Annotated in this window: 22 protein-coding genes; 8 read left to right on the plus strand and 14 right to left on the minus strand. The window is 69.3% G+C overall.

Going from position 1 to position 26,428, the window contains the following annotated elements; translation table 11 throughout:
* Positions 1-38: 38 nt before the first annotated feature.
* Both NBT67_RS14825 and NBT67_RS14830 read right to left on the minus strand, forming a co-directional pair.
* Entirely contained in the window at positions 39-896 is an 858-nt protein-coding gene (locus NBT67_RS14825; protein WP_251342537.1) for a methylenetetrahydrofolate reductase, read from the minus strand.
* Positions 897-950: 54 nt separating this feature from the next.
* Positions 951-2,336, minus strand: coding sequence for an aminomethyltransferase family protein (locus NBT67_RS14830; RefSeq protein ID WP_251342538.1), 1,386 nt, complete (start codon positions 2,334-2,336; stop codon positions 951-953).
* Positions 2,337-2,547: 211 nt separating this feature from the next.
* Here NBT67_RS14830 and NBT67_RS14835 point away from each other — a divergent pair, with 211 nt between their 5' ends.
* The 3 genes from NBT67_RS14835 (at position 2,548) to NBT67_RS14845 (ending at position 9,712) form a co-directional block, all read left to right on the plus strand.
* Positions 2,548-5,124 (plus strand): GcvT family protein, encoded by a 2,577-nt coding sequence (locus NBT67_RS14835; protein WP_251342539.1) that lies wholly within the window; start codon positions 2,548-2,550, stop codon positions 5,122-5,124.
* Positions 5,125-7,668: a GcvT family protein gene (locus NBT67_RS14840; protein ID WP_251342540.1), complete on the plus strand. Its 2,544-nt coding sequence runs from the start codon at positions 5,125-5,127 to the stop codon at positions 7,666-7,668.
* 283 nt (positions 7,669-7,951) lie between these two features.
* A complete protein-coding gene (locus NBT67_RS14845) occupies positions 7,952-9,712 on the plus strand; it encodes a BCCT family transporter (protein WP_251342541.1) in 1,761 nt (586 codons plus the stop codon).
* Between the two features lie 12 nt (positions 9,713-9,724).
* On the opposite strand, the gene NBT67_RS14850 is transcribed toward NBT67_RS14845, so the two are convergent.
* Positions 9,725-10,297, minus strand: coding sequence for a hypothetical protein (locus NBT67_RS14850; RefSeq protein WP_251342542.1), 573 nt, complete (start codon positions 10,295-10,297; stop codon positions 9,725-9,727).
* 80 nt (positions 10,298-10,377) lie between these two features.
* On the opposite strand from NBT67_RS14850, the gene NBT67_RS14855 reads away from it, so the two are divergent.
* A complete protein-coding gene (locus tag NBT67_RS14855; RefSeq protein ID WP_251342543.1) occupies positions 10,378-10,827 on the plus strand; it encodes a hypothetical protein in 450 nt (149 codons plus the stop codon).
* A gap of 59 nt (positions 10,828-10,886) precedes the next feature.
* Positions 10,887-11,054, plus strand: a complete 168-nt coding sequence (locus NBT67_RS14860; RefSeq protein ID WP_251342544.1) for a hypothetical protein — start codon at positions 10,887-10,889, stop codon at positions 11,052-11,054.
* 18 nt (positions 11,055-11,072) lie between these two features.
* On the opposite strand, the gene NBT67_RS14865 is transcribed toward NBT67_RS14860, so the two are convergent.
* Both NBT67_RS14865 and NBT67_RS14870 read right to left on the minus strand, forming a co-directional pair.
* Positions 11,073-11,513 carry a universal stress protein gene (locus tag NBT67_RS14865; protein ID WP_251342545.1) on the minus strand — a complete coding sequence of 147 codons (441 nt, stop codon included), beginning with the start codon at positions 11,511-11,513 and terminating at the stop codon, positions 11,073-11,075.
* 59 nt (positions 11,514-11,572) lie between these two features.
* The gene (locus tag NBT67_RS14870) at positions 11,573-12,811 is read right to left on the minus strand and encodes an NAD-binding protein (RefSeq protein ID WP_251342546.1); all 1,239 of its coding nucleotides are present in this window, start codon (positions 12,809-12,811) and stop codon (positions 11,573-11,575) included.
* Positions 12,812-12,889: 78 nt separating this feature from the next.
* On the opposite strand from NBT67_RS14870, the gene NBT67_RS14875 reads away from it, so the two are divergent.
* A complete protein-coding gene (locus NBT67_RS14875) occupies positions 12,890-14,767 on the plus strand; it encodes a BCCT family transporter (RefSeq protein WP_251342547.1) in 1,878 nt (625 codons plus the stop codon).
* Here NBT67_RS14875 and NBT67_RS14880 read toward each other — a convergent pair.
* From NBT67_RS14880 to rdfA, 3 genes are all read right to left on the minus strand, one after another.
* Complete coding sequence (locus tag NBT67_RS14880; protein ID WP_251342548.1) at positions 14,752-15,012, minus strand: hypothetical protein; 261 nt, start codon at positions 15,010-15,012, stop codon at positions 14,752-14,754. The genes NBT67_RS14875 and NBT67_RS14880 overlap by 16 nt on opposite strands.
* Positions 15,013-15,084: 72 nt before the next feature.
* Positions 15,085-17,016 carry an archaea-specific SMC-related protein gene (locus NBT67_RS14885; protein ID WP_251342549.1) on the minus strand — a complete coding sequence of 644 codons (1,932 nt, stop codon included), beginning with the start codon at positions 17,014-17,016 and terminating at the stop codon, positions 15,085-15,087.
* Between the two features lie 65 nt (positions 17,017-17,081).
* Positions 17,082-17,705 carry a rod-determining factor RdfA gene (rdfA, locus tag NBT67_RS14890; RefSeq protein ID WP_251342550.1) on the minus strand — a complete coding sequence of 208 codons (624 nt, stop codon included), beginning with the start codon at positions 17,703-17,705 and terminating at the stop codon, positions 17,082-17,084.
* A gap of 87 nt (positions 17,706-17,792) precedes the next feature.
* On the opposite strand from rdfA, the gene NBT67_RS14895 reads away from it, so the two are divergent.
* Positions 17,793-19,397, plus strand: a complete 1,605-nt coding sequence (locus NBT67_RS14895) for a spermidine synthase (protein ID WP_251342551.1) — start codon at positions 17,793-17,795, stop codon at positions 19,395-19,397.
* Positions 19,398-19,448: 51 nt separating this feature from the next.
* On the opposite strand, the gene NBT67_RS14900 is transcribed toward NBT67_RS14895, so the two are convergent.
* Positions 19,449-19,643 carry a cold-shock protein gene (locus NBT67_RS14900; RefSeq protein WP_049937282.1) on the minus strand — a complete coding sequence of 65 codons (195 nt, stop codon included), beginning with the start codon at positions 19,641-19,643 and terminating at the stop codon, positions 19,449-19,451.
* Positions 19,644-19,983: 340 nt separating this feature from the next.
* Between NBT67_RS14900 and NBT67_RS14905 the strand changes: the two genes are divergently transcribed.
* Positions 19,984-20,985: a DUF7972 family membrane protein gene (locus tag NBT67_RS14905; RefSeq protein ID WP_251342552.1), complete on the plus strand. Its 1,002-nt coding sequence runs from the start codon at positions 19,984-19,986 to the stop codon at positions 20,983-20,985.
* 15 nt (positions 20,986-21,000) lie between these two features.
* On the opposite strand, the gene NBT67_RS14910 is transcribed toward NBT67_RS14905, so the two are convergent.
* The 5 genes from NBT67_RS14910 to NBT67_RS14930 form a co-directional block, all read right to left on the minus strand.
* Entirely contained in the window at positions 21,001-22,149 is a 1,149-nt protein-coding gene (locus NBT67_RS14910; RefSeq protein WP_251342553.1) for a beta propeller repeat protein, read from the minus strand.
* Positions 22,150-22,366: 217 nt separating this feature from the next.
* A complete protein-coding gene (locus tag NBT67_RS14915) occupies positions 22,367-22,816 on the minus strand; it encodes an ester cyclase (RefSeq protein ID WP_251342554.1) in 450 nt (149 codons plus the stop codon).
* A 416-nt stretch (positions 22,817-23,232) separates the two neighbouring features.
* On the minus strand, positions 23,233-24,318 hold the full coding sequence (locus NBT67_RS14920; RefSeq protein WP_251342555.1) for a metal ABC transporter permease: 1,086 nt from the start codon (positions 24,316-24,318) through the stop codon (positions 23,233-23,235).
* Complete coding sequence (locus tag NBT67_RS14925; RefSeq protein ID WP_251342556.1) at positions 24,315-25,139, minus strand: metal ABC transporter ATP-binding protein; 825 nt, start codon at positions 25,137-25,139, stop codon at positions 24,315-24,317. Before NBT67_RS14925 ends, NBT67_RS14920 begins: the two co-directional genes overlap by 4 nt.
* Entirely contained in the window at positions 25,136-26,188 is a 1,053-nt protein-coding gene (locus NBT67_RS14930; RefSeq protein WP_251344390.1) for a metal ABC transporter substrate-binding protein, read from the minus strand. The genes NBT67_RS14925 and NBT67_RS14930 overlap by 4 nt, the downstream gene beginning before the upstream one ends.
* Positions 26,189-26,428 lie beyond the last annotated feature (240 nt).

Genomic DNA, 26,428 nt, shown 5'->3' on the forward strand with positions numbered 1-26,428 from the left:
AACTTCCAAAACGAACGGACGTCACCGACGAGACTTCGTCACGCGTCGAGCCGTCCGCGCCGCCACGCCTCGGTGTCGGCCACCTGGTTGAAGGTGTAGATGTGGAGCCCCCGGATGCCGTACTCCGGGTCGCCGGCGTACGGGGCCAGGCCGTCGACCAGGTCGTCCGGCGTGTACTTCCCGCGCGAGCCGACGAGCTGGCGGACGAACCCCACGATGCCGCTCGTCTTCCGCAGGAAGCGCACCGAGTCGCCGACGCCGACCTTCTGTGAGATGTTCAGGAGGCGCTGGTACTTCATGACGCCCGGGATCCCCACCTCGACGGGGAGGTCGATCCCGCGGTCGCGGATCTCCTCGATCCAGCGCCGGACGGCCTCCGGGTCGTAACAGAGCTGCGTCGTGACGTACGTGGCGTACGGCGCCTTCTTCGCCATCGACTCGGCCAGCGTCCGGTCGTCGAGGAAGTCGTGGCCCTCCGGGTACCCCGTGATCCCCACCTCGTCGAAGTCGTAGCCGAGGTCGTCGAGCGCCACGAGGAGGTCGTGGGCCGACTCGAACTCGCCGACGGGATCCTCGCGGTCGCCGCCGGGCACGAAGACGTCGGTGACGCCGGCGTCGACGAGGCGGCCGGCGACCTCGTCGAGGTGGTCGTCGTCGCGCACGTACCGCGCGGCGACGTGGGGGATGGGGTCGTACCCCCGGGCGGCCGCCCGCTCGGACCACTCCACCGTCGCGTCGAGGCCGAGCTGTGGCGAGGCCGTGACCGCGATCTCGGCGCCCTCCGGAAGCTGTTCCATCTGCCCCTCGAAGCTGTCGAAGGGCATCAGCTCGAACCGGGGGTCGGTGAGCAGGCTCGATGCGCCGTCGGCGGATTCGGTCGAGGTGGTGAGTGGCATGTGGTCAGCAGTCGTCGAGCGTGGGGTCGCGTGGTGGTTCGGGCTGTCGAACGGTTACTCGCCGGCGTCCTGCCGGGCGTTCAGCTTCGCCTGTTCCCGGGCGCTCGGGTTCACCGACTCCTTGAACGGCACCTCCGCGACCGTCGCGTACGCGGGTTCGCCGTCCTCCTCGGCGTACTCGTCGGGCAGGTGGACGGCGAATTCGAGGTCGAGGTCCTCCTCGTAGATCTCGTCGTTGAGGAGGGCGTCCGTCTCGGACTCCAGCTTCTCCGCGGGCACGAACCCGAGGCCGATGTTCGTCTCCAGATCGGGGTTCCACCACGGCGAGGTCATGTACCCACACTCCTTCCCGGTGTCGGGATCGGAGATGATCCAGAAGTCCGGCGCGTAGTCGCGGATCGGTTCGCCCGCGATCTTCAGGCCGACCATCTTCAGGTTGAACGGGTACTCGCCGCCCTCGATCAGTTCCTTCTGGCGTTCGAGTTCCTCCTTGCCGATGTAGTCGCCCTCCTTGTCGTCGGGGACCTGGTAGCCGAGGTTGACCTGGAACGGCGAGGTCTCGTGGTCCATGTCCTGTCCCCACGAGAGGATGCCCGCCGCGATCCGGCGGTGGTGACCGGGGGCGATCTGGCGGCCGCCGTGGTCCTTCACCGTCTCCATCACGGGATCCCAGACGCGCTCGGCGTTCTCGCTCGCGTCCTTCACGTAGATCTCGAAGCCCTTCTCGCCGGAGAAGCCGGTCTGGCTCACCAGCACCGGACAGCCGTTGATCTCCGTGTCCATGAGGCCGTAGTACGGAATGTCGCTGACCTCCTCGCCGACCACTTCGACCATCACGTCCTCCGAGAGCGGGCCCTGAATCTGCATCGGCGCGACGTCGATCTCGTCGATCTCGACGTCGAAGTCCATGCCGACGTTGACGCCCTGCAGCCACTGCATGAGCGTCGAGTCGGAGATGGAGAACCAGAACTCGTCCTCCGCGACTCGCAGGAGGACCGGGTCGTTCAGGATGCCGCCGTCCTCGTTACAGAGGATGACGTACTTGCCCTTCATCGACTCGATTTCCGTCGCGTCCCGCGTGATCACGTAGTCGGTCAGGGCCTCGGCGTCCGGCCCCTTCACGCGGATCTGGCGCTCCACGGCCACGTCCCACAGCGTCACGCTCTCGGTCAGCGCCTCGTACTCCTTCATCGCGCCGCCGTCCTCGGGTTCGACGAGTCCGCGCGGGTGGTAGACGCGGTTGTAGACCGTACAGCGCCACGCGCCCTCCTCGTTGAACGACTTGTGGAAGAAGGGGGACTTGCGGACGCGCGTCGAGACGAGCATCTCGATGCCCGGATCGCCGGTCTGTCGCAGGTTCCGCGGGAGTACGCGGTCCGACTGATCGATTTCCGGGTGGTTCGGGTGTGCGTCGAGCGACTGGGATTCGTTGGTCGTCATCTGTCCCCATCGATGATCCCTATCTGCATAAGGGTGAGCCACAGGTATCTCGTACATATAAGAGGCCCCCGGCGCAGGACCGACCGCCTGCTGCGCCCTGCTTAACATATCTATCATCGTTAAAATTTGGGCCGTTCACGGGTCACCGGTATATAAATGGGTGTCGTCGCGGAGGTGTGATTATAAGACGCATCGGACGAACTATTTCGGTATGAGTGATGGAAACACGCTACCCAGCGACGCCGGCACCGTAATCGTCGGCGCCGGCATCGTCGGGTGTAACCTCGCGTACCAACTCACCGAATTGGGTCGCGACGACGTGGTGGTCGTCGACCAGGGACCGATGCCGACGACCGGCGGTTCCTCGACGCACGCGCCGGGCATCATGTTCCAGACGGCCGAGTCGAAGGAGCTCTCGAAGTTCGCGAACTACAGCCGACAGCTGTACTCCCAGCTCGAGGGACGCGACGGCCAGCAGGCGTACAACGAGACGGGCGGCATCGAAGTCGCCCGCAGCGAGGAGCGGATGGCCTTCCTCCAGCGTCGGGTCGAACACGCGACGGCGTGGGGCATTCCGGATCCGCAGCTGCTGACGCCGGAGGAGGTGACCGACCACCTGCCGCTCGTCGACGAGAGCCAGATCCTCGGCGGCTACTACTCGCCGACCGACGGCCAGGTGTCGGGCGTCGTCGCCTGCGACGCGCTGGCCCGCGAGGCGATGGACCGGGGGGCGACGTTCGTCCCACACACCCGTACCGAAGACGTCGAAGTCGTGGACGGCTCGGTCGAGTCGGTCGTCACCGAACGCGGAACGATCGACTGTGACGAAGTCGTCGTCGCGACGAACATCTGGGCCCGCCAGTTGGGCGAGAAACTGGGCGTCCACCTGCCCGTGACGCCGGTCGAACACCAGTATACGATGACCGAGTCGCTGGACGAGCTGGCCGACAGCGCGGTCGACGTCACCGACCACCCGCTGTTCGAGGGCTACGAGAACGTCTCCGGCGAGAAGGCGAAACGGCTGCTCGTCGGTCCGGACCGCCCGATCCTGCGCGACCAGGACAACGCCATGTACTACCGGAACCACGGCGACTCCTACGGCATCGGCTCGTACAACCACGAGCCCATCGTGCCGGACCCGCAGGAGTTGGGCGGCAACGACCCCGACGGCGAGCAGGGATCGGTCCACGAGTTCACGGAGTATCACATGGAGAATCCGACCCACCCGGACCGGCCGCACAAGGCCCCGCGACGGGCCGCCGACGAACTCCTCCCGGCGACGGCGGGCAAGGACCTCGAGTTCAAGTACAACGGGATGTTCGCCGAGTCGCCCAACGGCCTGCCCGTGATGGGGCCGGTACAGGAACTCGACGGGCTGTGGACGGCGGCGGCCATCTGGGTCACCCACGCCGGCGGCGCGGCGAAGGCGCTCGCGGAGTGGATGGAAAACGGCGTGCCGCGCCTCCCCGACGGCCCGATCGACCTCGCCCACTGCGACGTCAATCGCTTCGACGACCACGAGGGAAGCTGGGACTTCGCCCGCGACATCGGCGGCGAGGAGTACCGCATCGTCTACAACATCATGCACCCCAAGTGGGTGTGGGAGGGCAAGCAGCGCGACATCCGCCGGACGCCGATGTACCACTCCCACGAGGAGTACGGTGCGGAACTCTGGGCCTCCGCCGGCTGGGAGGAACCCCAGTGGTTCGAGTCGAACGCCGACCTGGTAGAGCGGTACGGCGACCGGATCCCGGACCGCAACGGATGGGAGGGGAAATACTGGTCGCCCATCGAGGGCGCCGAACACCTCCACGTCCGCGAGCACGTCGGCCTCCACGACATGACGGCGTTCAACAAGATGGAGGTCGTCGGCCCCGAGGCCGGCGAGTTCGTCCAGCGGCTCTGTACGAACGACATGGACCTCGACGTGGGACAGGTTCGGTACACCCTGATGTGCAACGAGGCGGGCGGCGTCCGCGCCGACATCACGGTGACCCGCACCGACGACGACCGCTACCTCCTGCTCACGACGGGCCGCGAGGTGGGGAACAACCATGTCGCGTGGGTGCGCGAGCAGGCGCCCGAGGGGGCCGTGGTGAACGACGTTACGTCCTCCTTGGCCGCGATGGTCTGTACCGGTCCGGACGCGCGGAACGTCCTCTCGAAGATCGCCGACGCCGACCTCTCCGACGACGCCTTCCCCTTCTTCACGAGCCAGCAGTTCTACGTGAAGAACGTCCCCGTCACCGCCCTGCGGGTCTCCTACGCGGGCGAACTCGGCTGGGAACTGTACACGCCCGCCGAGTACGGCGAGACGCTCTGGGAACACGTTCTGGAGGCGGGCGAGGAGTACGACATCCGCCCCTACGGCAACGGCGCGCTCGACTCCCTGCGCATCGAGAAGGGGTTCCGGCTGTGGGGTGAGGACCTCCACACCGAACACAACCCCTACGAGGCCGGCCTCGGCTTCGCCGTCGACCTCGACACCGACTTCGTCGGGAAGGAGGCCGTCGCGGCCGCCGCCGCCGGCGACGACATCCGCCACGAGGTCGCCGTCCTCACGCTCGACGACCCCGAGGCGACGATCCTCGACGACCGCCCGGTGCTCGACCCTGCGACCGACGACCCGATCGGCTACGTCCACTCCGCCGAGTACGGCTACTCGGTCGGCGCCTGCGTCGCCTACACCTACCTTCCGCCGGAGTTCGCGGATCCAGGCACCGACGTGGAGGTCCTGTACGAGGGCGAGAAATACGCCGCGACCGTCCGCGAGGAGCCGCTGATTTAGATGAGCAGGAAGTTCCCATCCTCCGCCGAGACGGTCGTCATCGGCGCCGGCGCCGTCGGCTGTAGCGTCGCCTACCACCTCTCGGAACTCGGTGCCGAGGACGTGGTCGTCGTCGATCAGGGGCCCCTGCCGATCACCGGCGGGTCGTCGACGCACGCCCCCGGCATCATGTTCCAGACGTCGCCGTCGAAGCTCATGACGAAGACGGCTCACTACACCAGCCGCCTCCTCGACGACGCGGGCGTCTACGACGAGGTGGGCGGCATCGAGGTGGCCCGTTCGGAGGAGCGCATGGACTTCCTCCAGCGACGGGTCGAACACGCCACGGCCTACGGCCTCCCCGACCCGCAACTGCTGACTCCCGAGGAGGTGACCGACCACCTGCCGCTGGTGAACGAGGACGCCATCCTCGGCGGCTACTACTCGCCGACCGACGGCCGCGTCGACGGCGTCGCCGCCCTCCAGTGGTACATCGAGGAGTCGGACGCCGACTTCCACGGCCACACGTCGGTGACCGACCTCGACGTCGCCGGCGGCGAGGTGCGGGCCGTCGAGACGGATCGGGGCCGCATCGACTGCGACCGCTGTGTCGTCGCGACCAACAACTGGGGGTACCAGACGGGGAAACTCGCGGGGCTGGACCTGCCCATCGCCCCCGTCGAACACCAGTACGCGGTCACCGAACCGCTCGACGAACTCGCCGGCGCGGACCCCGCCACGCGCGTCGACACCGACGCCCTCGACGTTCCGGGCGACCACCGCATCACCGACGCGATGGGGAAGGCGCCCAGCCGCCCGGTCGGCCGCGACCAGGACCACTCCCTCTACTTCCGCACCCACGGCGACAGCCTCGGCCTCGGCTCGTACAACCACGAGTCCCTGACGGTCGACCCGGACGCCATGGGGGGGAACACCGAGGAGCGCCAGGCCTCGGTCCACGACTTCACCGACGAACACTGGGAGCGGGCGACCCACCCCGACCGCGACAAATCACCGCAGAGGGCCTTCGAGGAACTCCTCCCCGTCTCCGAGGGGGCGGACTTCCAGGCCACCGAGAACGGCATCTTCGTGTTCACGCCCGACGGCATGCCGGTCCTCGGCGAGACGGCGGACGTGTCCGGCCTGTGGACCGCCCTCGCCATCTGGTGGACCCACTCCGGCGGCTACGGGAAGATCCTCGCGGAGTGGATGGAGACGGGGGTGCCGAAGCTGCCCGACGGCCCCGTCGACACGGGCGCCATCCACGTCAACCGGTTCGAGCCCCACGCCGGCAGCAAGCCCTACTTCGTCGACCGGGGCGCCACGCGGTACCGGCAGGTCTACAGCATCGTCGAACCCCACTGGCAACCCGACGACCACCGCGGCCTCCGCCGCAGTCCCTTCTACCACGCCCAGGAGGACCTCGGCGCCCACTTCGTCCAGAGCGGCGGCTGGGAGTCGGCCCAGTGGTACGAGTCCAACGCCGACCTCGTCGACCGCTACGCGGACCGCATCCCCGAGCAGGAGGGCTGGCAGGGCATCAACCGCTCGCGGATCGAGGGCGCCGAACACCTCCACACCCGCGAGCACGTCTCGATGTTCGACATGACGACGTTCAGCTCGATCATGGTCGAGGGGAGCGAGGCCGGTGCCTTCCTCCAGCGGGTCTGTAGCAACGACGTCGACATCGACGTGGGGCAGGTGCGCTACTCCCTCCTCCTGAACGAGGGGGGCAACGTCCTCGCGGACGTGACCGTCGTCCGCCTCGGTGACGACGAGTACATGGTGACCACCGGCGGTGGCAACTCGCCGGGCATCCACGGATCGTGGCTGGAGAACCACGCCCCGGACACCGTCTCGGTCACCGTCGAGGAGGGCGCCCGCTCCACGATCGGCCTGTGGGGGCCGAAGTCGCGGCTCCTCCTCCAGCGGGTCACCGAGGCGGACGTCTCCGCCGAGGGCTTCCCCTACTTCTCGGCCAAGCGCCTGTACGTCGGCGAGGTGCCCGTGATCGCGCTTCGGGTCTCCTACGTCGGCGAACTCGGCTGGGAGCTGTGGGCCCCCGCCGAGTACGGCGCCCGACTCTGGGAGACGCTGTGGGAGGCGGGGCAGGACCTCGACGTGCGCCCGATGGGTGGCGGCGCGCTGGAGTCGATGCGCCTGGAGAAGGGCTACCGGCTCTGGGGGACGGACATCGACACCGACACCGATCCCTTCGCCGCCGGCCTGTCCTTCGCCGTCGACATGGACACGGAGTTCGTCGGCAGGGAGGCCTTGGCGGCGGGCGGCGACCCCGACAGCCGCATCGTCCCAATCACCCTCGACGACTCGACGGATCGACTGTTGAGCGGCCGCCCCGTCACGGCGGACGGCGAGACGCTCGGCTACGTCCAGGCCGCCGACTACGGCTACAGCGTCGGCGCGTCCATCGCCTACACGTACGTGCCGAGCGAGTACGCGGAGCCCGGCACCGCGGTGCAGGTCACCTGCGAGGGCGAGACGTACGACGCCACCGTGCGCGAGGAACCGCTGTTCGATCCGGGGAGGGAGAAGATCCTGCGGTAGTCGCGACGCGGGTCGGGCGACGGCGACGTGGCGCTTCCACCGGAGCGTGCCGCCGCGGTCCCCCCGGTTCGACCATGAAAAAACACCAAGCTTTATCTGACACAACGAGTAGGGAAGTATGTGGCTCCCTGTCATGGTGGCGGCTACCCATGCCCACGGGGCACGACGAGGGACCGACGTGACGGGGGACGGCAGTCAGGTGGGACGGCGCACAGAGCGACAACCGACGGTGCAGACACGAACATACGATCCATGAGCAATTCACGACGGACGGAGGCACGGTATGGCTGACTCAGACGAGACGACCGGCGCGATGTCCGACGGCCTGCAGGTGGAACTGTTCCACCCCGAGTCGGATCGCGAACCCGGCGACACGAACATCCAGGCGCTCGGCTTCGACATCCACCCGGTGGTGTTCCCGGTCGCGCTGTTGATCATCGGCGCGTTCATAGCGCTGACGATTCTGGGACCGAGGGTCGGCCTCGACGTCGCGGGCGCCTACACGTGGCTGTTCAACTTCATCGGCGAGAACTTCGGCTGGTTCTACCTGCTGGCGGTGAACATCTTCATCGTCGTCCTGCTCTTTTTCGCGTTCAGCAAGTACGGCAAGATCAAGATCGGTGGCGTCCAGGCCGAGAAGGAGTTCAGCGACTTCTCCTGGATGGCGATGCTGTTCAGCGCCGGCATGGGGATCGGCCTCATGTTCTTCAGCGTCTCCGAACCGCTGTACTACTTCCAGAACGTCCCCGGCTTCTTCGGTGCCGAGGCCGGGACGGGTGCCGCGGCGTCCGCGGCGATGGCCCAGACGTTCTTCCACTGGGGCTTCCACCCGTGGGCCGTCTACGGCCTCGTCGGCCTCGGCCTCGCCTTCTTCTCGTTCAACCGCGGCCTGCCGCTCACCTTCCGCTCCATCTTCTGGCCGCTCCTCGGCGAGCGGATCTACGGCTGGCCCGGTCACCTCATCGACCTCGTGACGGTGTTCGCGACCCTGTTCGGCCTCGCGACGTCGCTCGGCCTCGGGGTCGCACAGGTCAACACCGGGCTCTCCTACGTCGGCGGGGACCTCCTCGGACTGGTCTCCATCCCGAACACCCCCCTGGTGCAGGTGCTGCTGATCGCGGGGATCACCGGCATCGCGACCCTCTCGGTCGCGGCCGGCCTCGACGGCGGCGTCAAGCGCCTGAGCACGATCAACCTCTACCTGATGTTCGCGCTGCTCGGGTTCCTGTTGATCGCCGGCCCGACGGTGTTCATCCTCGGCACCTGGGTCGAGGGCCTCGGCGTCTACTTCAACAACATCCTCGCGCTCGGCTTCTTCCGTGGCACCCTCGCCCCGGGCGGCGGGACGGTCACCGCGTGGACCGTCTTCTACTGGGGCTGGTGGATCGCGTGGTCGCCCTTCGTCGGCATGTTCATCGCCCGCATCTCCAAGGGCCGCACCGTCCGCGAGTTCGTGCTCGGCGTGCTGGTGCTGCCGGCCATGTTCTCGACCATCTGGCTGTCCACGTTCGGCGGCAGCGCGCTGTTCAACTCGCTCGTGGGGAACGGGGCGGCGCTGGCCACCTACAACGACCTCGGGCAGACGGTCGCCATGTTCGCCATGCTCGAACAGTTCCCCCTCGGGGCGATTTCGGGCATCCTCGCCACCCTCCTCGTCATCACCTTCTTCGTCACCTCCTCGGACTCCGGGTCGCTTGTCGTCGACCACCTGACCTCCGGCGGCAAACACGACGTGCCGAAGGTCCAGCGCATCTTCTGGGCGATCACCGAGGGCCTCGTCGCCGCCATCCTGCTGTACGGTGGTGGCCTGACCGCCCTGCAGACGGCGGCCATCACGACCGGGCTGCCCTTCGCCGTCATTCTCTGTCTGATGTGTTACACCGTCTATCTCGGGCTCAGCAACGAGTACGAGATCCTCGAATCCGAGGAGTTCGCCGAGACCATCGAGGAACTCTCGGACCGCGAGAACGTCGACGTGGTGACCTCCGGCGACGAGATGGTGACGGACATCAGGGAGGGCGACGACCCGGCGAGTAGCGACTGACGGAGCTCCTTTTCAGCCTTCGACGCGGGCCTCGACCGACCGCGACGCGTGGATCCACCGTCGTGCCGCACCACCGATGCCGACCGCGGCGACCAGCAGCCAGACGCCGAGCGCCGCCGCCGCCGGCAGCGCCAGCCACACCAGGCCGCTGACGCTCGCGCCGACGAGCGGGCCGGTCCACGCATCCTCGCCGACCACCGTCGCGGCCGTCGTGCCGACGACGACGACGCCGGCGGCGGCGACCACCAGAGCCCCGCCCGTCCCGACGACGGCCGCCGCCCTGCCGGCGACGGCGCCGAGGCGCCCCGCCTGTCCGAAGGCGTACGCCACCACGAGCCACCCCAGCACCGCCGTCGCCACGCCGTAGATCGGGGATCGAACCGGCCGTTCCAGCGTGGCGTCGACCGCCCGGTCGAGAGCGTCCGGCCACCGGTATCGGAGCGCCGCGCCGACGGCGAGGACGAGGACGCACGCCGCCGCCGCGCGCACCGGGGCGGTGGCCGGGACGGGCACGGGGCCGGTCGCTCCCGACTGGAGCGGGGTGACGGCGGCCGCGGTCGACGTGATCGGCGTGGGTTCGCTCACGGCCGACCGTTGGACGGGCCCCGAGGAAAGCCTGTCCCCGACGAGCCATTTATGCCGCTCGCCGCCCCAGATTGCCCGTGGTGGCCGGCGATCCCCGCGGCCTCGCGGCGGCGCTCGGTTCGGCCGGGAGTCGGCTGATCGCGTCGCTCCGGTGGCTCCTCGCGCGGTTGCTCGCGCCGCTCCGAACCGGCGACGGCCCCAACAAGTTCCGGCTGTCGAGCGTCGAGACGCACACGACGACCATCGACGGCGACACCGGCTGGCCGTACCGACCGCCCGCGACGCTCCGGTGTCCGGAGTGTGGGTCCGGGATCCTGCAACCCGACTCGCGCGAGGACATCGACTGTCCGACCTGTTCGGTGACGCTCCCGCCCGAGCGGTTCACCGACCTCGAACTCCTCGCGCTGACCTGTCCGATCTGTCGGACCCGGATGCAACACGGCCGGCGCCACCCGGAGACCTTCGAGGTCCCGGAGTGGGCCACCTGTCACAACTGCCAGTACCACTGGGAGTTCAAGCACTTCTACTGACCGCCCGGCACGTACGGGTGGGAGCTTTTCACCCTCCGGCGCGTGGGACGACACGTCCCATGCCCGACGCCGTCCCGACGATCCTGGCGCTGGCGACGGTCGCGGCCTTCGCGATGGCGCTGTGGCTGCTGGCCGCGGATCGGCTCAGCCTCGCCGGGCTCACGTTCCTGAGCGCGAGCATCCTCATCTACCTCCGCGAGCGGTGGCTCGCCAGGGAGTCCGCGTAGGCCCTCCGTCGCGGCCGGTCAGTCGTTCATCCGCTCGCGCACCGTCACGACCGGCGTTTCGGCGGTCCGGACGACCTTCTCGGCCGTGCTGCCGAGCAGCGCCCCCAGCTTCCCCCGGTACGCGCTCCCGAGGACGATGGCGTCGATGTCTTCGGACTTCGCGTAGTCGACGATCTCCTCGCCGGGCGACCCGCTCCGGAGCACGCTGACACACTCGAGGCCGCGCTCGCCCGCCATCTCGCACAGCTCTCCGGTCACCTCCTCGCCGTACTCGCGGTAGCGATCCCGCATCTCGTCCTCGTCGTCCCGCAGGTACACCGTCCGTGGCGCACCCGGGAGGTCGATGACGTACAGCGCGTGGACCGTCGCCCCACACGTGGCCGCGAGGTCGATGCCGTGTTCGGCGCCTTTCCGTGCCTCGTCGCTTCCGTCGAACGGAATCAGAATCGTCTCGTACATGCTACGTCCCTTACCGGTCGTTCTCCTGATGGGAGCAAATAACTTGGGGGCGGCGACGGCTACTCGCTCCCGCTCCCGTCGTCGAAGAGGTCGGTGAGAGCGCCGCCGTTCTCGTCGCCCAGAACCGCCCGCCCGAGGAGTCGGCCGCCGATGACGGCCGGACTGACCACCGCGTCGGCGCCGACGGCTTCGAGTTTGTCGACGTGTCGCTGGTCGGTCGCCGCGGCGACGATTCGTACGTCGGGGTTGGCCTGCCGCGCCGCGACGACGGCCAGGGCGTCGCGGGCGTCGTCGTCGGTGGCGACGACCACGCCCCTGGCGGCGTCGATGCGGGCGTCGAGCAGCGGCCCCTCGTCCGTCGGATCGGCGGTCAGGACGTTCACCTCCCGGTCGTCGAGCGCGTTCGTCCCCTCGGACTCGGGCGCCACGACGACCACGTCCGCCGTCGCTTCGAGTTCGTCGAGGAGCGGTTCCGTCAGTTCGCCGTGGCCCAGGACCAGCACGTGGTCCTCGAGCAGTGTGAGTTCGGAGGCGGTCATGGTTCCGAAGGCCTTGGAGATCCGCGATTCGAGGGCCGGGACGAGCAGCGACCCCGTGGCGACGGTGAACGCGCCCGTCCCGAGGACGATCACCGAGAGCGTGAACAGCTTCGTCACCTGCGTCGTCGGCGTCGCGTCGCCGTACCCCACGGTCGTCCCGGTGACGATGATGTAGTAGAAGGCGTCGGTCAGGCTCTCGACGCCGGTGAAGTCCTCGCGCATCGCGTAGGTGCCGACGGTGCCGTACACCTGCACCGCAACGAAGGAGAGGAGCGCGGTGGCCTGAAACGGCGTCAGATCGAGCGGGCGGTCGAAGCCGCTCCGGTTCGTGACCACCAGCGGTAGGCCGACGGCGCCGGCGACCAACAGCAACAGGTCGGTGGCGTCGCCCGTCACCAGCGGGGCGGCGAGGAGCGCCGGAAACAGGGCGAGCGCCCCGTACCACGCGAGGCGATAGCCCGCCCGCAACCCCGCGGCGACGACGACGAGCAGGAACGCCCCGAGGATGCTCGCGAGGGGGACCACCGCCGTCGCTCCAGCCGGGAGGAGTCCGGCCAGCGGACCCGCGGGGACGAACGATCCCTGACTGAGGTGGGAGAGACCGGCGACGAAGGCGAGGACGGCGGCCGCGCCCGTCACCCACACCGCGGTCCGCACGCCGGAGAACGTCCGCCAGTAGACCAGCGGCACTCGATCCGGCCGGTGGAACAGCTCGTCGAGGGCCGTCTCGCTCGGCTGATCGGGCGTGTCGGTCGCCACGCCTCACGTTCGTGACCCCGAGATAAAAAGTGTGAGTCGACGACACACCTATACCCTCGGCCGCCGACAGGTCGTGATATGGCGACCCACGGCGCGACCGGCGTCGAGCGACTCGTTCGCGCGGCGCTGCTCCCCGTGTGTGCCGCCTCCGGTATCGTCGTCGTCTCGGGCTTTTTCTTCCCGTGGATCGTCGGCTCCGTCGTGACCGGCCGGGGGTGGCTCGTCGTCGCCCTCCTCTTTTTCGGCTCCGGGCTGGCCTACCTCGCGCTCCTCCCCCTCGACGCACTGGCGGGCGACGAGGACGCCCGTCCCGGCGCGCCCTACCTCCTCCGTGTCCGGCACGTCTCCCCGCGGGACTGGGCGAGCGGCTTCCTCGCGCGCCAGGATCCGATCACGTTCGGCGTGCCGGTCCTCGTCCTCGCGGCCTTCTTCGCCGCCCGACTCCTCGCGCCCGGTGCGACGACTGCCGCCGTGGCCGTCGTCGACGGCGTGCTCTTCGACGACTTCGCCCCGCTTTTCCTCGGGGCGATGTTTCTGGCCGTCCTCTACGCCCTGTTCCTGCTCGTCGGGCCGTGGGGGGCGATCAAACTCGGCGGCCCGGACGCGGAGCCGACCTACACCTACCCGACGTACTTCGCGATGGTGTTCACCGCGGGCATCGCCGCCGGCGTCGTCTTCTGGGGCCCCGCCGAGTCGCTCTTTCACTACGGCTCGCCGCCGCCCGGGACCGGCGTCGCGCCCCGATCGGACGCGGCCGTGGTCGTCGCTCTGAGCTACGCCCTCTTTCACTGGGGGGTCTCCGCCTGGAGCGCCTACCTCGTCGTCGGTCTCCCGATCGCCTACTTCACGTACCGGCACGGCGCGCCGCTCCGCGTCTCGACGATTCTGACGCCCTTCCTCGGCGTCGAGGGCCTCGACGGCTACGCGGCGAAACTCGTGGACGTGCTCGCGGTCTTTGCCACCATCGGCGGCGTCGCCACCTCCGTCGCCATCGTCGGCCGGCAGTTCCTCGCCGGCGTGGCGTTCCAGTGGGGCGTGAGCTTCGGCGGCGTCGGCGCCCTCCTCTTCGTCGCCGGCCTCGTCGTCATCTACAGCATCTCCGCGGAGAGCGGCGTCCAGCGGGGGATTCGACGCATCGCCGGCGTCAACCTCCTCCTCTTTGCCCTCCTCTCGATGCTCCTCGTCGCCGTCGGCCCTCGCGGCTTCGTCCTCGACGCCGGGGTCGACGCCGTCGGCCGATACGCGACCGAGTTCGTCGCGATGAGCCTCTCACCCGGCGGCGACTGGGCCGCCGACTGGACGGTCTGGAACTGGTCGTGGTGGTTCTCTTGGGCGCCCTTCGCCGGCCTCTTCCTCGCGGCGCTCTCGAAGGGGCGCCGGGTGCGGACCGTCGTGTTCACGGGCGTGGTCGCCACGTCGGCGGCCTCCGTCTGCTGGCACCTCCTGCTCGGCGGGACGGCGCTCTCGCTCCAGCACTCGGGCCGGGTGGACGCCCTCGCCGCCGTCGCCGCCGGCGGCGGCTCCGAGGCCGTCGCGGGCTTTCCCGTCTTCGCCGCCCTCCCGCTCAGCCGACTGCTGATGTTCCTGTTTCTCGCGCTCATCGTCGTCTTCATCGTCACCTCCGCCGACACGTCGACGCTCGTCGTCTCCATCCTGGCGACCGAGCGGGGCCACGCCCCCACCACCGGCAGCATCGTCTTCTGGGGCGTGCTCCAGGGCCTCGTCGCCGTCGCCGTCCTCCTCGTCGGCGGCGGCGAGTCGCTACAGACCGCGGCGGTGGCGACGGGCGGTCCCTTCGCCGTCCTCTCGCTCGTCTCGCTGTACGGCCTCACGCGGACCTTCCGCCGACACGAGCGCGGGCATCCGACCGTCCTCGATCGGGCGGCCGTCGTCCTCGCGGCCACGCCGCTCGGTCGGTTCGTCCCCTCCGACGACGGCGATCACCGGGAGCGATAGACCGGCCGGAGGTCCGTGGGGTCCCTGTCGTAGCCGAGCCACACGCTCAGCACCGACGCCACCACCAGGAGGTAGACGGGAAAGAGGGCGATCGTGACGTACACCGCCGCTGCCGGCGCGAGCGCACCGCTCCGGTAGAGCCAGGCGAGGACCGAGAGGCCGGCGACGGCGGCCACGAGCACGCCGAACCTGAAGGCACTCCGGGCGGCCGGTCCGGGTTCGGGGGAGGGGTCCACTGTCGTCATCGACGCCCGAGCTACGGCCTCGCGACCCATAAGTTGGAGGATCGATCCCGCCCCTGACACTGCGACACAGCCTCACTGACTGGCGATTTCCGGCGTCCGCGGGCTGACGGTGTCGAACGCCGTCCGGAGGCGCTCGGCCTCCTCCGGGAGCGCCGCCGCCACGACGTAGCGGGCGTGGTCGTCGAACACGGAGAGGATCCCGCGGATGCGCTCGGCGTCCAGCATCTCGATGGCGTCGACGACGACGACGGGCACTACGTCGGCCACGTCGTGGACCAGATATCCCGCCAGCGCGATGACCAGGCCGACCACCTCGCGCTCGCTCTTGCTGAGGGTGTCGACCGACGCGCGGTAGACGGTGCCGTCGTCCGTGGTCCGCACCACCTGCAGGTCGAACGTCGTCCCCTCGTCCGTCTCCCGGCGGTCGATCCAGACCCGCTCGATCTCGCGGTAGTCCAGCCGATCCAGGGTGCGGGACAGGCACTCGTTGACCGTCTCGACGGCCTCGCGCTCGATCCGGTCGACCCGCCCGCGGCGCTCAGCGAGGCGGTCGTTCACCGCCGCACGCTCCTCGCGGAGCGACTCGACCTCCGCCCGGGCGTCCTCCGCGGCCTCGACGTCGTCCTCGACCGCCGCGATGTCGCGCTCGAGTCGGCCGCGCTCGTACTCCAGGTCGCTCACCTCGCGGTGGCGCTCGAGCAGGTCGTCGTCCGCGTCGGCCTCGGCGAGGTCCGCCTCCAGGTCGCGGATGCGCTCCTCGGCCGCCTCGATGCGGTCCTCGAGCTCCGACAGCGCGCGTTCGCGCTCCTCGATCTCCCCCTCGAGTTCGCGCCGGCGCGTCTCGAGGTCCGCGCGCTCGTCGAGACGCTCCTCGAGGTCCGCGCGCTCGTCGAGACGCTCCTCGATTCGCGCCTCGACGACCGTTCGCTCCTCGCGTTTCGTCTCCAGGATCGCCTCGACGGCCTCGATCTGCTCGCCGATCTCGCTCCGCTCGACCGACTGGCCGCAGGTCCAGCAGGTGATCGTCTCCGACGCCGGATCGAGGCGGTCGACCACGTCTCCCGCCTCGAACCCCTCCGGCAGTCGATCGTCCGCGAGGAACGCCCGGTTCAGCTCGACGACGGGCCGCAGGGCGTCGATCGTCTCGTCGAGGCGTCCCTTCCGCTCCCGGAGCGTCGTCAGTTCCTCCTCGACGGCGTCGAGCCGCGACCGGACGCTCTCCCCGTCGACGTCCGCCGCGAGCGCGGACAGGTCCGCCTCGACGGCGTCGAGGTCGTCCCGCAGGGAGTCGATGGCCCGTCGCTTGGTGTCCCGTCGGTCGCGGAGTCGCTCGCGCTCCGAGCGGGCGTCTTCGAGGGACTCGAGGAGGTCACGGGTCGCCTCGGCGGCCGCCCGGCGGTCCGCCCCGTCGAGCGCCGCCCGCTTCTCGTCGAGTCGCTCCGCCACCTCGTCGAGCTCCTCCCGCAGTCGCCGCGCGCGAACCTCCAGTTCCGGCAGGGCGTCGGCCCGCTCCTCCAGGTCGTCGATCCGCTCGTCGAGGTCCGCCCGTCGGTCGAGCAGTCGCTCGATTTCGGCGTCGATCCTCTCGGTGTCGACCGGCCGCATGAGCAGGTCGTGCAGCCCCGTCCCGTCGACGACGGCCCGCCGGATCGGGTTGTCCTCGTCGAGGCGGACGAAGAGGTCGACGAGCGTCGACCGCTCGGTGTACGGCCGTGCGTCGGTGACGACGGTCTCTCCGCCCTCGCGCGCGAGTTCGACGCCGTACCGCTCGCCGTCGAGGGCGAGCGTGACCGAACCGGTCTCGGCGCCGCCCCGGAGCGGCGGGTGGGAGCCGCCGAGGGCGGCACCCAGGCTCCCGAGCAGCGAGGACTTGTTCGACGCGTTCTCCCCCGCGACGACGGTGATGCCGGGATCGAAGGTCACCTCGGCCCGCTCGATGCCGCCGACGTTCCTGACGCTAACCGTCAGCCCGTCCGCGCCGTCGGTCGAGTCGTCGGCTGTCATCGTGAGTCGTGTCCGACCGCCCCGTGATCGGACGAACGTACCCGTCGTACGTCCGGGCGAACCTATTACGTTTGTGACTCTCCCGCGCCCCTCCCCGCGTCGGCACAGGCACAGCCGCCGCGTTCGACCAGGCTCAGCAGCCGATACTCCTCGCCGCAGGACTCACAGGTCACCCGCGCGGCGAGCGACACCGAGAGGGGTCCCGTCTCCAGGGCCTCCGTCTCGGCCAGCCGCGACAGCTCCCGCTCGGTGACCGCCTCCGTCCGGCCGAACAGCGCGAACACGGTGTCGGTGACGCTGCCCGCGTCGACCGGCTCCGACGCCCGGGCCGTGTCGACGCCCGCACACTCGCGGAGATGCGTGCGGACGGTGCCGTAGGTCACGAAGTCCTCGCGGAGGGCCTGCACGTCGACGCCGGCCCGGGTCAGCCGGTCCGTCGCCTCCGTGCGCGCCGCGTCGCTCACGCCGTCGTCGGTCAGCAGCCGGTAGACGTTCGCCGCCTCGTCGTCGAGGAGTTCCATCCCCGCCGCCCGCATCGCCGCCGCGAGCAGTTCGCGGTTGAAGAACCGCTCCAGGTCCCGGAGGCTGTCGCCCGCCGCCCGCCGCCGCCGCACCAGCCGCTCGGGGAGCGTCGACAGCCCCCGCCGGGCGCACACGTCCTCGATCTTGCAGCCGCCGCCCTCGGCCATCGCCCGGCGGGGCTACGCGGCTCCGGCTGTTAAAGCTCCTGTCCCCGAGCCAAGGCTTAACCGCTCGCTGCCGAAAGGCCACTCACGATGCCGTCGCTCCGCGCTCGCGTCGAGTCGCCCTCCGGACCCGGACTCGCGGTGTTCGTCTCCGGCGTGGCCAGCATGGGGCTGGAGATCCTCGCCGGCCGGATCGTCGCCCCCCAGTTCGGGTCCAGCATCTACACCTGGGGGAGCATCATCGCCGTCTTCCTCGCGGCGCTCTCCCTCGGCTACCACCTCGGCGGGCAGCGCGCATCCGAGCGGGCGACCGACGGTCGCCTCGCGTGGCTGCTGCTCGGCACCGCCGCGTACGTCGCCGTCGTCGTGTTCGCGAGCGACACCATGCTGGCGGCGGCGGGGGCCGTCCCCCTCCCCGGCCGCTTCGCCTCGCTCCCCGCCGTGACCCTGCTTTTCGGCCCGCCGACCTACCTGCTCGGGTTCATCAGCCCCTACGCCGCCGAACTCTCGGACCGCGAGGGGATCGGTGCGGCCTCGGGTCACGTCTACGCCGTCGGCACCGTCGGCAGCATCGTCGGCGCCTTCGTCACGACGTTCGTGTTGATCCCCGCACTCAGCGTCGAGGCCATCGGCGTCGGCTTCGGCCTGTTGCTCGTCGGCACGGCGCTGTGGCTCGTCCGCCGCACCGACCGTCGGGAGCCGACCGTCGCCGGCGTCGTCGTCGCCCTCCTCGTCGTCGGCGCGGGGTTCAGCGGCGCCCTCGGCGTCTCCCCCGGCGGGTCCGTGCTCTATCAGACCCAGACCCCCTACCAGGAACTCGAAGTCACGCAACTGGGGGACGTGCGGACGCTGTACCTCGACGGCCAACCGCACTCCGCGATGGACGTCTCCGACCCCGACCGCCACGTCTTCGATTACACCCGCTACTTTCACCTCCCCCTCCTCATGACCGACGACGTGGACCGGGTGCTGTTCGTCGGCGGCGGCGGGTTCACCGGCCCGAAACACTTCGCCGCCGAGTACGACGTCACCGTCGACGTGGCCGAACTCGACCCCGAGGTGATCCGGACGGCGAAGCGGTACTTCCGTCTGGAGGAATCCGACCGGCTGAACGTCTACAACACCGGGGGCCGGCAGTTCCTCCAGGAGACCAACCGCACCTACGACCTGATCGTCCTCGACGCCTACAAGAAGGACAAGGTGCCCTTCCAGTTGACCACCGTCGAGTTCATGCGCCTCGCGGAGTCCCGCCTCGATTCCGACGGCGTCCTCTTCGCGAACCTCATCTCGGCGCCGGGCGGCCCGGCCTCGAAGTTCTACCGCGCCGAGTACAAGACGATGGCGCGGGTCTTCCCGCAGGTGTACACCTTCCCGACCGCCGAGGGCAACGTCGTCCAGAACGTCGAGGTGATCGCCACGAAACGGGAGGAGCGCCTCTCCGAACGAACCCTGCAGCGCCGCAACGACCGCCGGGACGTCGGGATCGACCTGCAGCGCGAGATCGCCTACCTCCGGGCGCCGCCGCCGACGGCCGACGTGCCCGTCCTCCGGGACGACCGGGCGCCCGTCGACGCCCTCCTCGACCCGATGGTCGGGCGTCGCTACGTCGTCCAGCGGACGGCCGAGAACGGGACGACCGCGGACGCCCCGGCACGCCGGCGCGGCGCCCCGGCGCCGCCGCTCGTCCGGACGTGAGTCATCAAAAAACGGAGCGACGCTGTCGCCTTCCGGCGACGGTCCCCCTGCTTAGACGCGAACGACGTTCGTCGCGCGCGGGCCCTTGGGGGCCTGTTCGATGTCGAATTCGATCTCGGTCCCCTCGGTCAGATCCTCGCCGCCAACGTCCTCCATGTGGAAGAACACGTCGTCGTCAGCATCCTCAGTCTCGATGAAACCGTAGCCGCCAGTGTCGTTGAAGAAATCAACCTTACCGTTTGCCATTGCAAGTACGACCACTCGGAGCCCACAGTTAAGGGTTCCGTATTCGTTTTCCCGATCGCACGTTTCGATTACGGACGTCCCGAAAACGCCGGGATCGGTGGAAAAACGCCCATCTCCGAACGCCGAGCGGCGTTCGGCCTCCGAGCCGTCGGTTCGACCGCGGCGTTCCGAGGAATCCACAGTTTCCGCGCCGGTTCACTCCGACGCCCTCGCGTTCGACGTCGCGTTCGGGCTCGTCGCGGACGGGTACGGGTGCGGACCGTGGTCCGCAAGGCACAACGGTAAGGAGCAGCGCCTCGAAGGATCCGAGAACTCGTGTCGCGTTCGACAGGGAGTAACGATGCGTGAAGGGGTGACGACGGCGAGTTCGGTCCGGAGCATCGACGGCTACGGCGAGCGGGCGCTCCACTGGCTCGTACTGAGCGGGAACCGGATCGCCGTGGCGGCGGTGCTTCTCGCGGCCGTCGTCGGGGTCTTCGCCACCCTGACCCAGGTGGGCCTCCTCGCCGTCGGGCCACGGAGCGCCGCGGCCTCGGCGTTCGCCAGCGGCTTCATCTCCGGGACGGTGACGCTCGTGACCATCGCGCTGTCGATAAATCAGCTCATCCTCTCGCGCGTGTTCGGCTCCCCCGACGAACTGTTCGAGCAACTGGACGGGACCCGTGACCTCCGCCGCCGAGTCCGGGACCACGCCGGCGACGCCGTCGTTCCGAACGACCCCGCGGAGTTTCTCGGCCTCGTCGCCGAGACGCTCACCGAACGGGCGAACCGCCTCGACTCGGCGCGTCGGAACGCCGACGCCGACCTCCCGGACGAACTCGGCGACTACGCCGCCGGTATCGCCGCCTACGGGGAGAGCATCACGGCGAAAATCGAGAGCGGGACGGCCATCGTGAACGTCCTCGAAGTGATCCTGGGGACGGAGTACGCCCGGAACCTCACCGCGACGGAACAGGTCCGAAACGAGTACGGCGACCGCCTCTCGGAGACGGCGACGGCGGAACTCGACGCCATCGAGGACCTGCTCGAGGCCATCGCCGTCACGAGACAGTTCTTCAAGACGCTGTCGCTACAGCAGGACTTCGCCCGACTCTCCCGCGTCGTCGCCTACACGGGCCTGCTCGCCCTGGTCGTCAGCGTCGCGCTGGCGCTCGTCTACCGCCCCGACTCGGTCACCGTCCCGGCGGGGACGCTCCCGCTTGTCGTCAGCGTCGGAATCGGCGTCATCGTCACGCCGATGGCGGTGTTCATCGCCTACATGTTCCGGGCCGCGACCATCGCCCGTCAGACCGTCTCTGTCGGGCCGTTCGCCCCGCCTGCGGACCGCACCGACGACGGCTGAGCGACGGTCACGCCGTCACGGGGTCGTGACGTCGCGCTCGACGACGGTTCCCTCGGCGCCAACGGCGACGGCCCTGGAGTCGCCCACCGCCACGGCGCGCAGCGTGACCGTCGCCGGCGTCGCCACCCGCGTCCACTCCGTCCCGTCCCGCTCGAACACCGTCCCCTCCCGGCCGCCGGCCAGACACCGCCCGTTCCGGACGGCGACCGACTCCAGCGCGGCGTCGGCGACCCGTTCCGGCGTCCACCGCCCGCCGTCGTACCGGCTGACCACCCCGCCGTCGTCACACGCCAGACAGCCCTCGGGACCGGCCGCCGCGAGGTCGGTCAGGGTCCCCGGCGCGTCGACGCCGATCCGATTCGCGGTTCGCCAGCCGTCGGTCGTCCGGAAGACGGCCTGACTCGTATCACAGGCGTACCCCACCGACGCCGTCGGGAGGACGACGCCGCTCAGGCTGGAGCCGTTCCCCGGCGTCGTCGGCTCGTCCCACGCCATCTCGCCGTCGCGGTAGCGGCCACGTCGGAGCCGCCCCGATCCGTCAGCGAGCACGACGGTCTCCCCGTCCGCCGCGTCGGCGGCGGCGAGCGCGACGACGTTCGTGGTGTCGCCGTTCGGCTCGGAGTGGGACACGTGGCGGTCCGCCGAGCCGTCGATCCGGCCGACGGCCCCGGCGTCGCCGGCGAACCAGACCGCCCCGGAACCGGTCGTGTCGACGCCGGCGAGCGCGTTCGACCGCGCGTCGGCCCCGTCCGCGACGACCCGTTCCCACCCGCCGCCGGCGTCGCGCAACACGGTGCCCGCCGACCCGACCGCGTAGGCGCGGTCCCCGTCGACCGCGACGTCGGTCAGGGTCTCGTCCGTCGGGACGGCGGACGCCGTCCACCTCGGGTCGGGGCGCCCCGCAGACCCGTCGCGGGATCGGCCCTCGTCGACCGCCGGGTCGTCGCCTCGGTCGGCGTCGGGGTCCTCCGCTCCCGTCGACCGGGCGTAGAGGACGAGCGGCGGCACGACGTACGCGAGCAGCGCGACGACGGCGAAGAGCGGATCCAGAAACGTCAGCGTTCCGAACGCCGTCAGTGCCGCCGTCGCGACGGCGTGTTTCCACGTCCGGGCGTACCGCTCGAAGAACGCGCCGAACGCGGCGATCCGCTCGGTGGGAGACATCGACCGTAGGTCGGTCAGTCGACCACTCGGATCTTTCGCCCTCACACGACCCCGACGCGGACACCCCGACGCGTTCGCCACCCGCTACCGCGAGTCGGGACGTGGTCCCCCCGCTCCCGCACGGCGTCGCGTTCGCCGACGCCGGGCTCGCGAGCGCGCTCCGTCGCCCCCGCCCGTCCGTCGGGTCCGGCCGAGCGCTGCGGTGGGGTCGGTCGTCTCAGCCCGACGCTGCCTCTCCCGGACGGTCGACGACGCCGAGTTGCTGCATCATGTCGAGCGTGTCGGGTTGTAGCCAGCGCTCGACGATCTTTCCGTCGGCGATCCGGGTGAACACCATGTTCCCGACCTCGAACGATCGCCCCGTCGGCTCGATGCCCATGAACGGACCCTCGTGGGTCCCGCTGAGCGTCACGCGCATGGCGACGAGGTCGCCCTCGGCGGCGACCGCCTCGACGGTCGCCTCGAAGTCGGGGAACGCCGCGAAGAAGGTTTCGAGCTGTTCTCGGAGCGCCTCGCGCCCGCGGATCTCCCGTCCGAACGCGAAGTGCTCGACCACGTCGTCGGCGAAGATCTCGTCGAAGTGGTCGAAGTTTCGCTGCGTGGCGATCTCCTCGGGGACCCGGCGGGCGAGTCGCTTGTTCTCTTCGAGTCGGGGTTCTGTGCTCATACCGACGTTCACATACGCGATTCGCTGGCATAACCTTTTGCTGAACTAACATGTGTGTGGCGGTCACGCTGGCGGTGCGTCCGGAACACCGCCGGCCTCGTAACCCGCCCCTGGTACGAGGAGGGCGTCGGACGCCGCGAGCGGTTCGAGCGAATCGATCTCGGCGACGGGGATGAGCGCTCCCGCGTCCGAGACGGCCCTTCGCGCTCTATCGGTACTCGTATCCGGCGAGGACCGGGTCCACAAGAAGTTCACACCGCACACCTACCGGACGGCGTTCACGACACTGCTGCGGACTCACGGACGGAACAGCATATGCTGCGATACGTTCGAGGTGATGGGGCGAGAGAAACGTCGGCCATCGCTGCACGGGTCGACCGTGAGGGTGCTCACAGGGAGCATTTGGACTATGCCCATCAGTCGTCCCCCGTTCCGGCACCGACATCGGCGCTGTCGGCCTCGATGCGACCCATGTCGGCCGTGGCCCGTTCACCACGGGCGGATTGCACCTTGCCCAGCGCGACGGCGCAGATGTAGATGCCCACGGCGACGAGGACGATCACGCCACCGGCCGTGACGCCGGCGTAGTAGGCCACGGCAATGCCCAGCAACACCGCGAGTTCCGCGAGGACGACCGAGACCACGAGCGATTCGGAGAAACTCCGAGACACTTGGGTCGCGCCTGCGACTGGAACCACGAGCATCGCCGCGACGAGGATGACACCCATGATCTGCATCGCGCCGACCACGACCATCGCCGTCAGCATCACCATCACTCGGTTGTACCAGTTGACGGAGATGCCGGAGACCGCGGCCGCGGTTTCGTCGAATGTCACGTACAGGAGCTGGTTGCGCGTGACGGCCACCGTCCCGACGATGACGGCGAACAGCACCAGGAGGATGGCCGCGCTCCCCGGCGACACCGTCGCGAGGTTGCCGAAGAGGAACTGATTGACGCCGACGGCGAGGCCACCTGCGTTGAGGCTGATGAGCGTCGTTCCCAGCGCGAACCCCGTCGACAGGACGATCGCCATCGAGACGTCGTTGTACGCGTCCGTGGTTTCGGAGATGAGTTCGATGAACAGCGCGGCGATCATCGCCACGACGACGGCAGTGAGATACGGTGACACCCCGAGGTCGATAACCGCGTTCAGGAACAGCCCCACGGCGACCCCGGCGAACGCGGTGTGAGCCAGCGCGTCGCCGATGAGCGCGAGCTGTCGGTGGACGAGAAAGGTCCCGATGAGCGGCGCCATCACGCCGACGCAGAGCCCGACGAGTATCGCCCGGTGCATGAACCGGTAGCGCGGGTTCAGCATCTCCAGACCCGTGACGTAGTACAGCCAGTCCATCAGCCAGTACCACTGCTCCAAGAACCACAGGAGGACGCCGAAGACGAGGTCACCGATCCCCCCAAGCCCGCTCTGTAGCGGGAGGACCAGCGACGGGTCCACGGTGGTGAGGACACTCGCCACGAGCGTGGCCGCGACGCCCGCGCTCATCCGTCCACCCCCGCGAGGAACCGTGCCTCGGTTCCGAACGCCCGGGCCAGCGCGTCGCTTTCGACGAACTCGTCGGTCGGGCCGTCGAAGTAGACTTCGCGATTCAGGCAGACGACGCGGTCGGCGTGCTCGACGACTGCCCCGAGGTCGTGCTCGATAAGAACGACGGTGATGCCCCGCCCGTTGAGCGCCGCCAGTAGGTCGTAGAAGGCGTCGACCGACTCGGCGTCGACGCCGACGGTCGGCTCGTCCAGCACGAGCAGGTCGGCCTCGCTCGCCAGCGCCCGCGCGATGAACGCGCGCTGGCGTTGGCCACCCGAGAGCTGCGTGACGCGCCGGTCGGCGAACGCACTCATCCCGACGGTCGCGAGCGCGTCGTCCACGACGGCCCAGTCCTCGCTCGACAGTCGGCCAAACCCGACGTGGGGGAATCGACCCATCTTCACCACTTCGCGGACGGTGATAGGCATCTCCTTCGCGGCGCTGGCCTGTTGGGCGACGTAGCCGATCCGCTCGCCGTCGTCGAACCGATCGGCACGTTCCCCGAACAGATGCGCCGTCCCCGTGTCGGGTTCGAGCAGACCAACCATCAGTTGCATCAGTGTCGACTTCCCGGAGCCGTTCGGCCCCACGATGGCCGCGTACTCACCCGGGTCGATGGTCAGCGAGACGTCCTCGACCACCGGTGTCGCCGTGTAGCCGAAGGTGACGCCCGTGAGGTCGACGACTGGCTCGCTTGCCGTGGCGTCCGAATCAGTCTCGGTGACCGTCGACTCGTCTGACCCGGCCGCCCTCGGGGAGTCGGTATCCTGCGTGCTCATATCGGCTCGAAGTTCCGCCACTGTTCAACCCAGCCGTCCCACGGCGCCGCGTCGTCGGGCGTTTTGTTGCCGAGGACGATCTCGAACGTGGGCATGTTGATGTTGTAGGCGATCTCCTCGTAGCCCCAGTTCTCCTCGACCCACTCCTCACGAACGCCGGCGTACGGCGTCACGGGGAAGTACGCATCCACGGCCGTCTCGCGGACGAGCTGCTGGGCCGGGCGCTGGGACTCGAAGACGCCGTTGGCGATGTACTCGATGTCGTTCTCGCGGATGACCGCCGCCGCTTCGCGTATGTCCGCGGGCTTGACGTCGCCGCTCGCCGCCAGGCTCGTCACCAGCGGTCGCATTCGCACGCCGTAGCGTACCCCGATGTACTGGAAGGCGTTGTGCGCGGCCAGCTGGACGATGTCGCGCTCGGCTCGGTCGAAGACGGCCTCGTAGTCCGAATCGATTCGTTCGAGCACCTCGGACTTGTACGTCTCGGCGTTCTCACGGAAGGCGTCGGCGTGCTCCGGGACCACCTCGGCGAACCCGTCGGCGATGTTGTCGACGGACTCCTTCGCGCGCCGGGGATCCAGCCAGAAATGCGGGTCCTTCCCGCGCTGAGCGCCGACGCCCTCCTCCTCACGATCGAGGGACGCGGCGAGATCCACCAGGTCGATGCCCTTCCGGGCGTTGATGAGCGCCGTGTCCACGTCGTCCCCTTCGATCGTCTGGATGGCGCGGTCGGCCCAGGGTTGGAAGTCTGCCCCGACGTGAACGAACGCGTCCGCCTCGATGATGCGCTGGGTGATACTGGCGTTGGGCTCCCACCCGTGGCCGTGCAGTCCCGTCGGAACGAGGTTCTCCACCGTCAGCGGGGTCCCGTCGGCGATCTGCCGGCCGAAGTCGAAGAAGCTGAAAAACGAGGCCACGGCGACCGGCCCGTCGCGTCCGCCGTCACCGCTACTCTCGGCCTGTCCTGGCGCGCTCGGCAGTGCCGTGCATCCGGCCACCCCCGCGAGCGTCGCGGCACCGCCGGCGCGTAGCGCGTCCCGTCGCGTCACTGCCCGTCCGCCGTCCTCCTTGCGTGTCATAGATCACCACCAACACTGTAGATTAGCCGCATCTAATTTATTATTTTCTGGGGACGCACTTGTAGATTATGGTTCAAAAATAGCGGCCTCGGAACTCACGACTCCGGAGCGGTCCGTCGTGACCGGTTTAGCGCGGCTACAGACGCCGCACGTTCTAGTCGCTACGGATGCCGCGCCCCCGACAGCCTCGGCACTCACGACTCGGGATCT

The organism is Haloplanus sp. GDY1 (assembly GCF_023703775.1).
GTDB classification, from domain to species: domain Archaea; phylum Halobacteriota; class Halobacteria; order Halobacteriales; family Haloferacaceae; genus Haloplanus; species Haloplanus halophilus.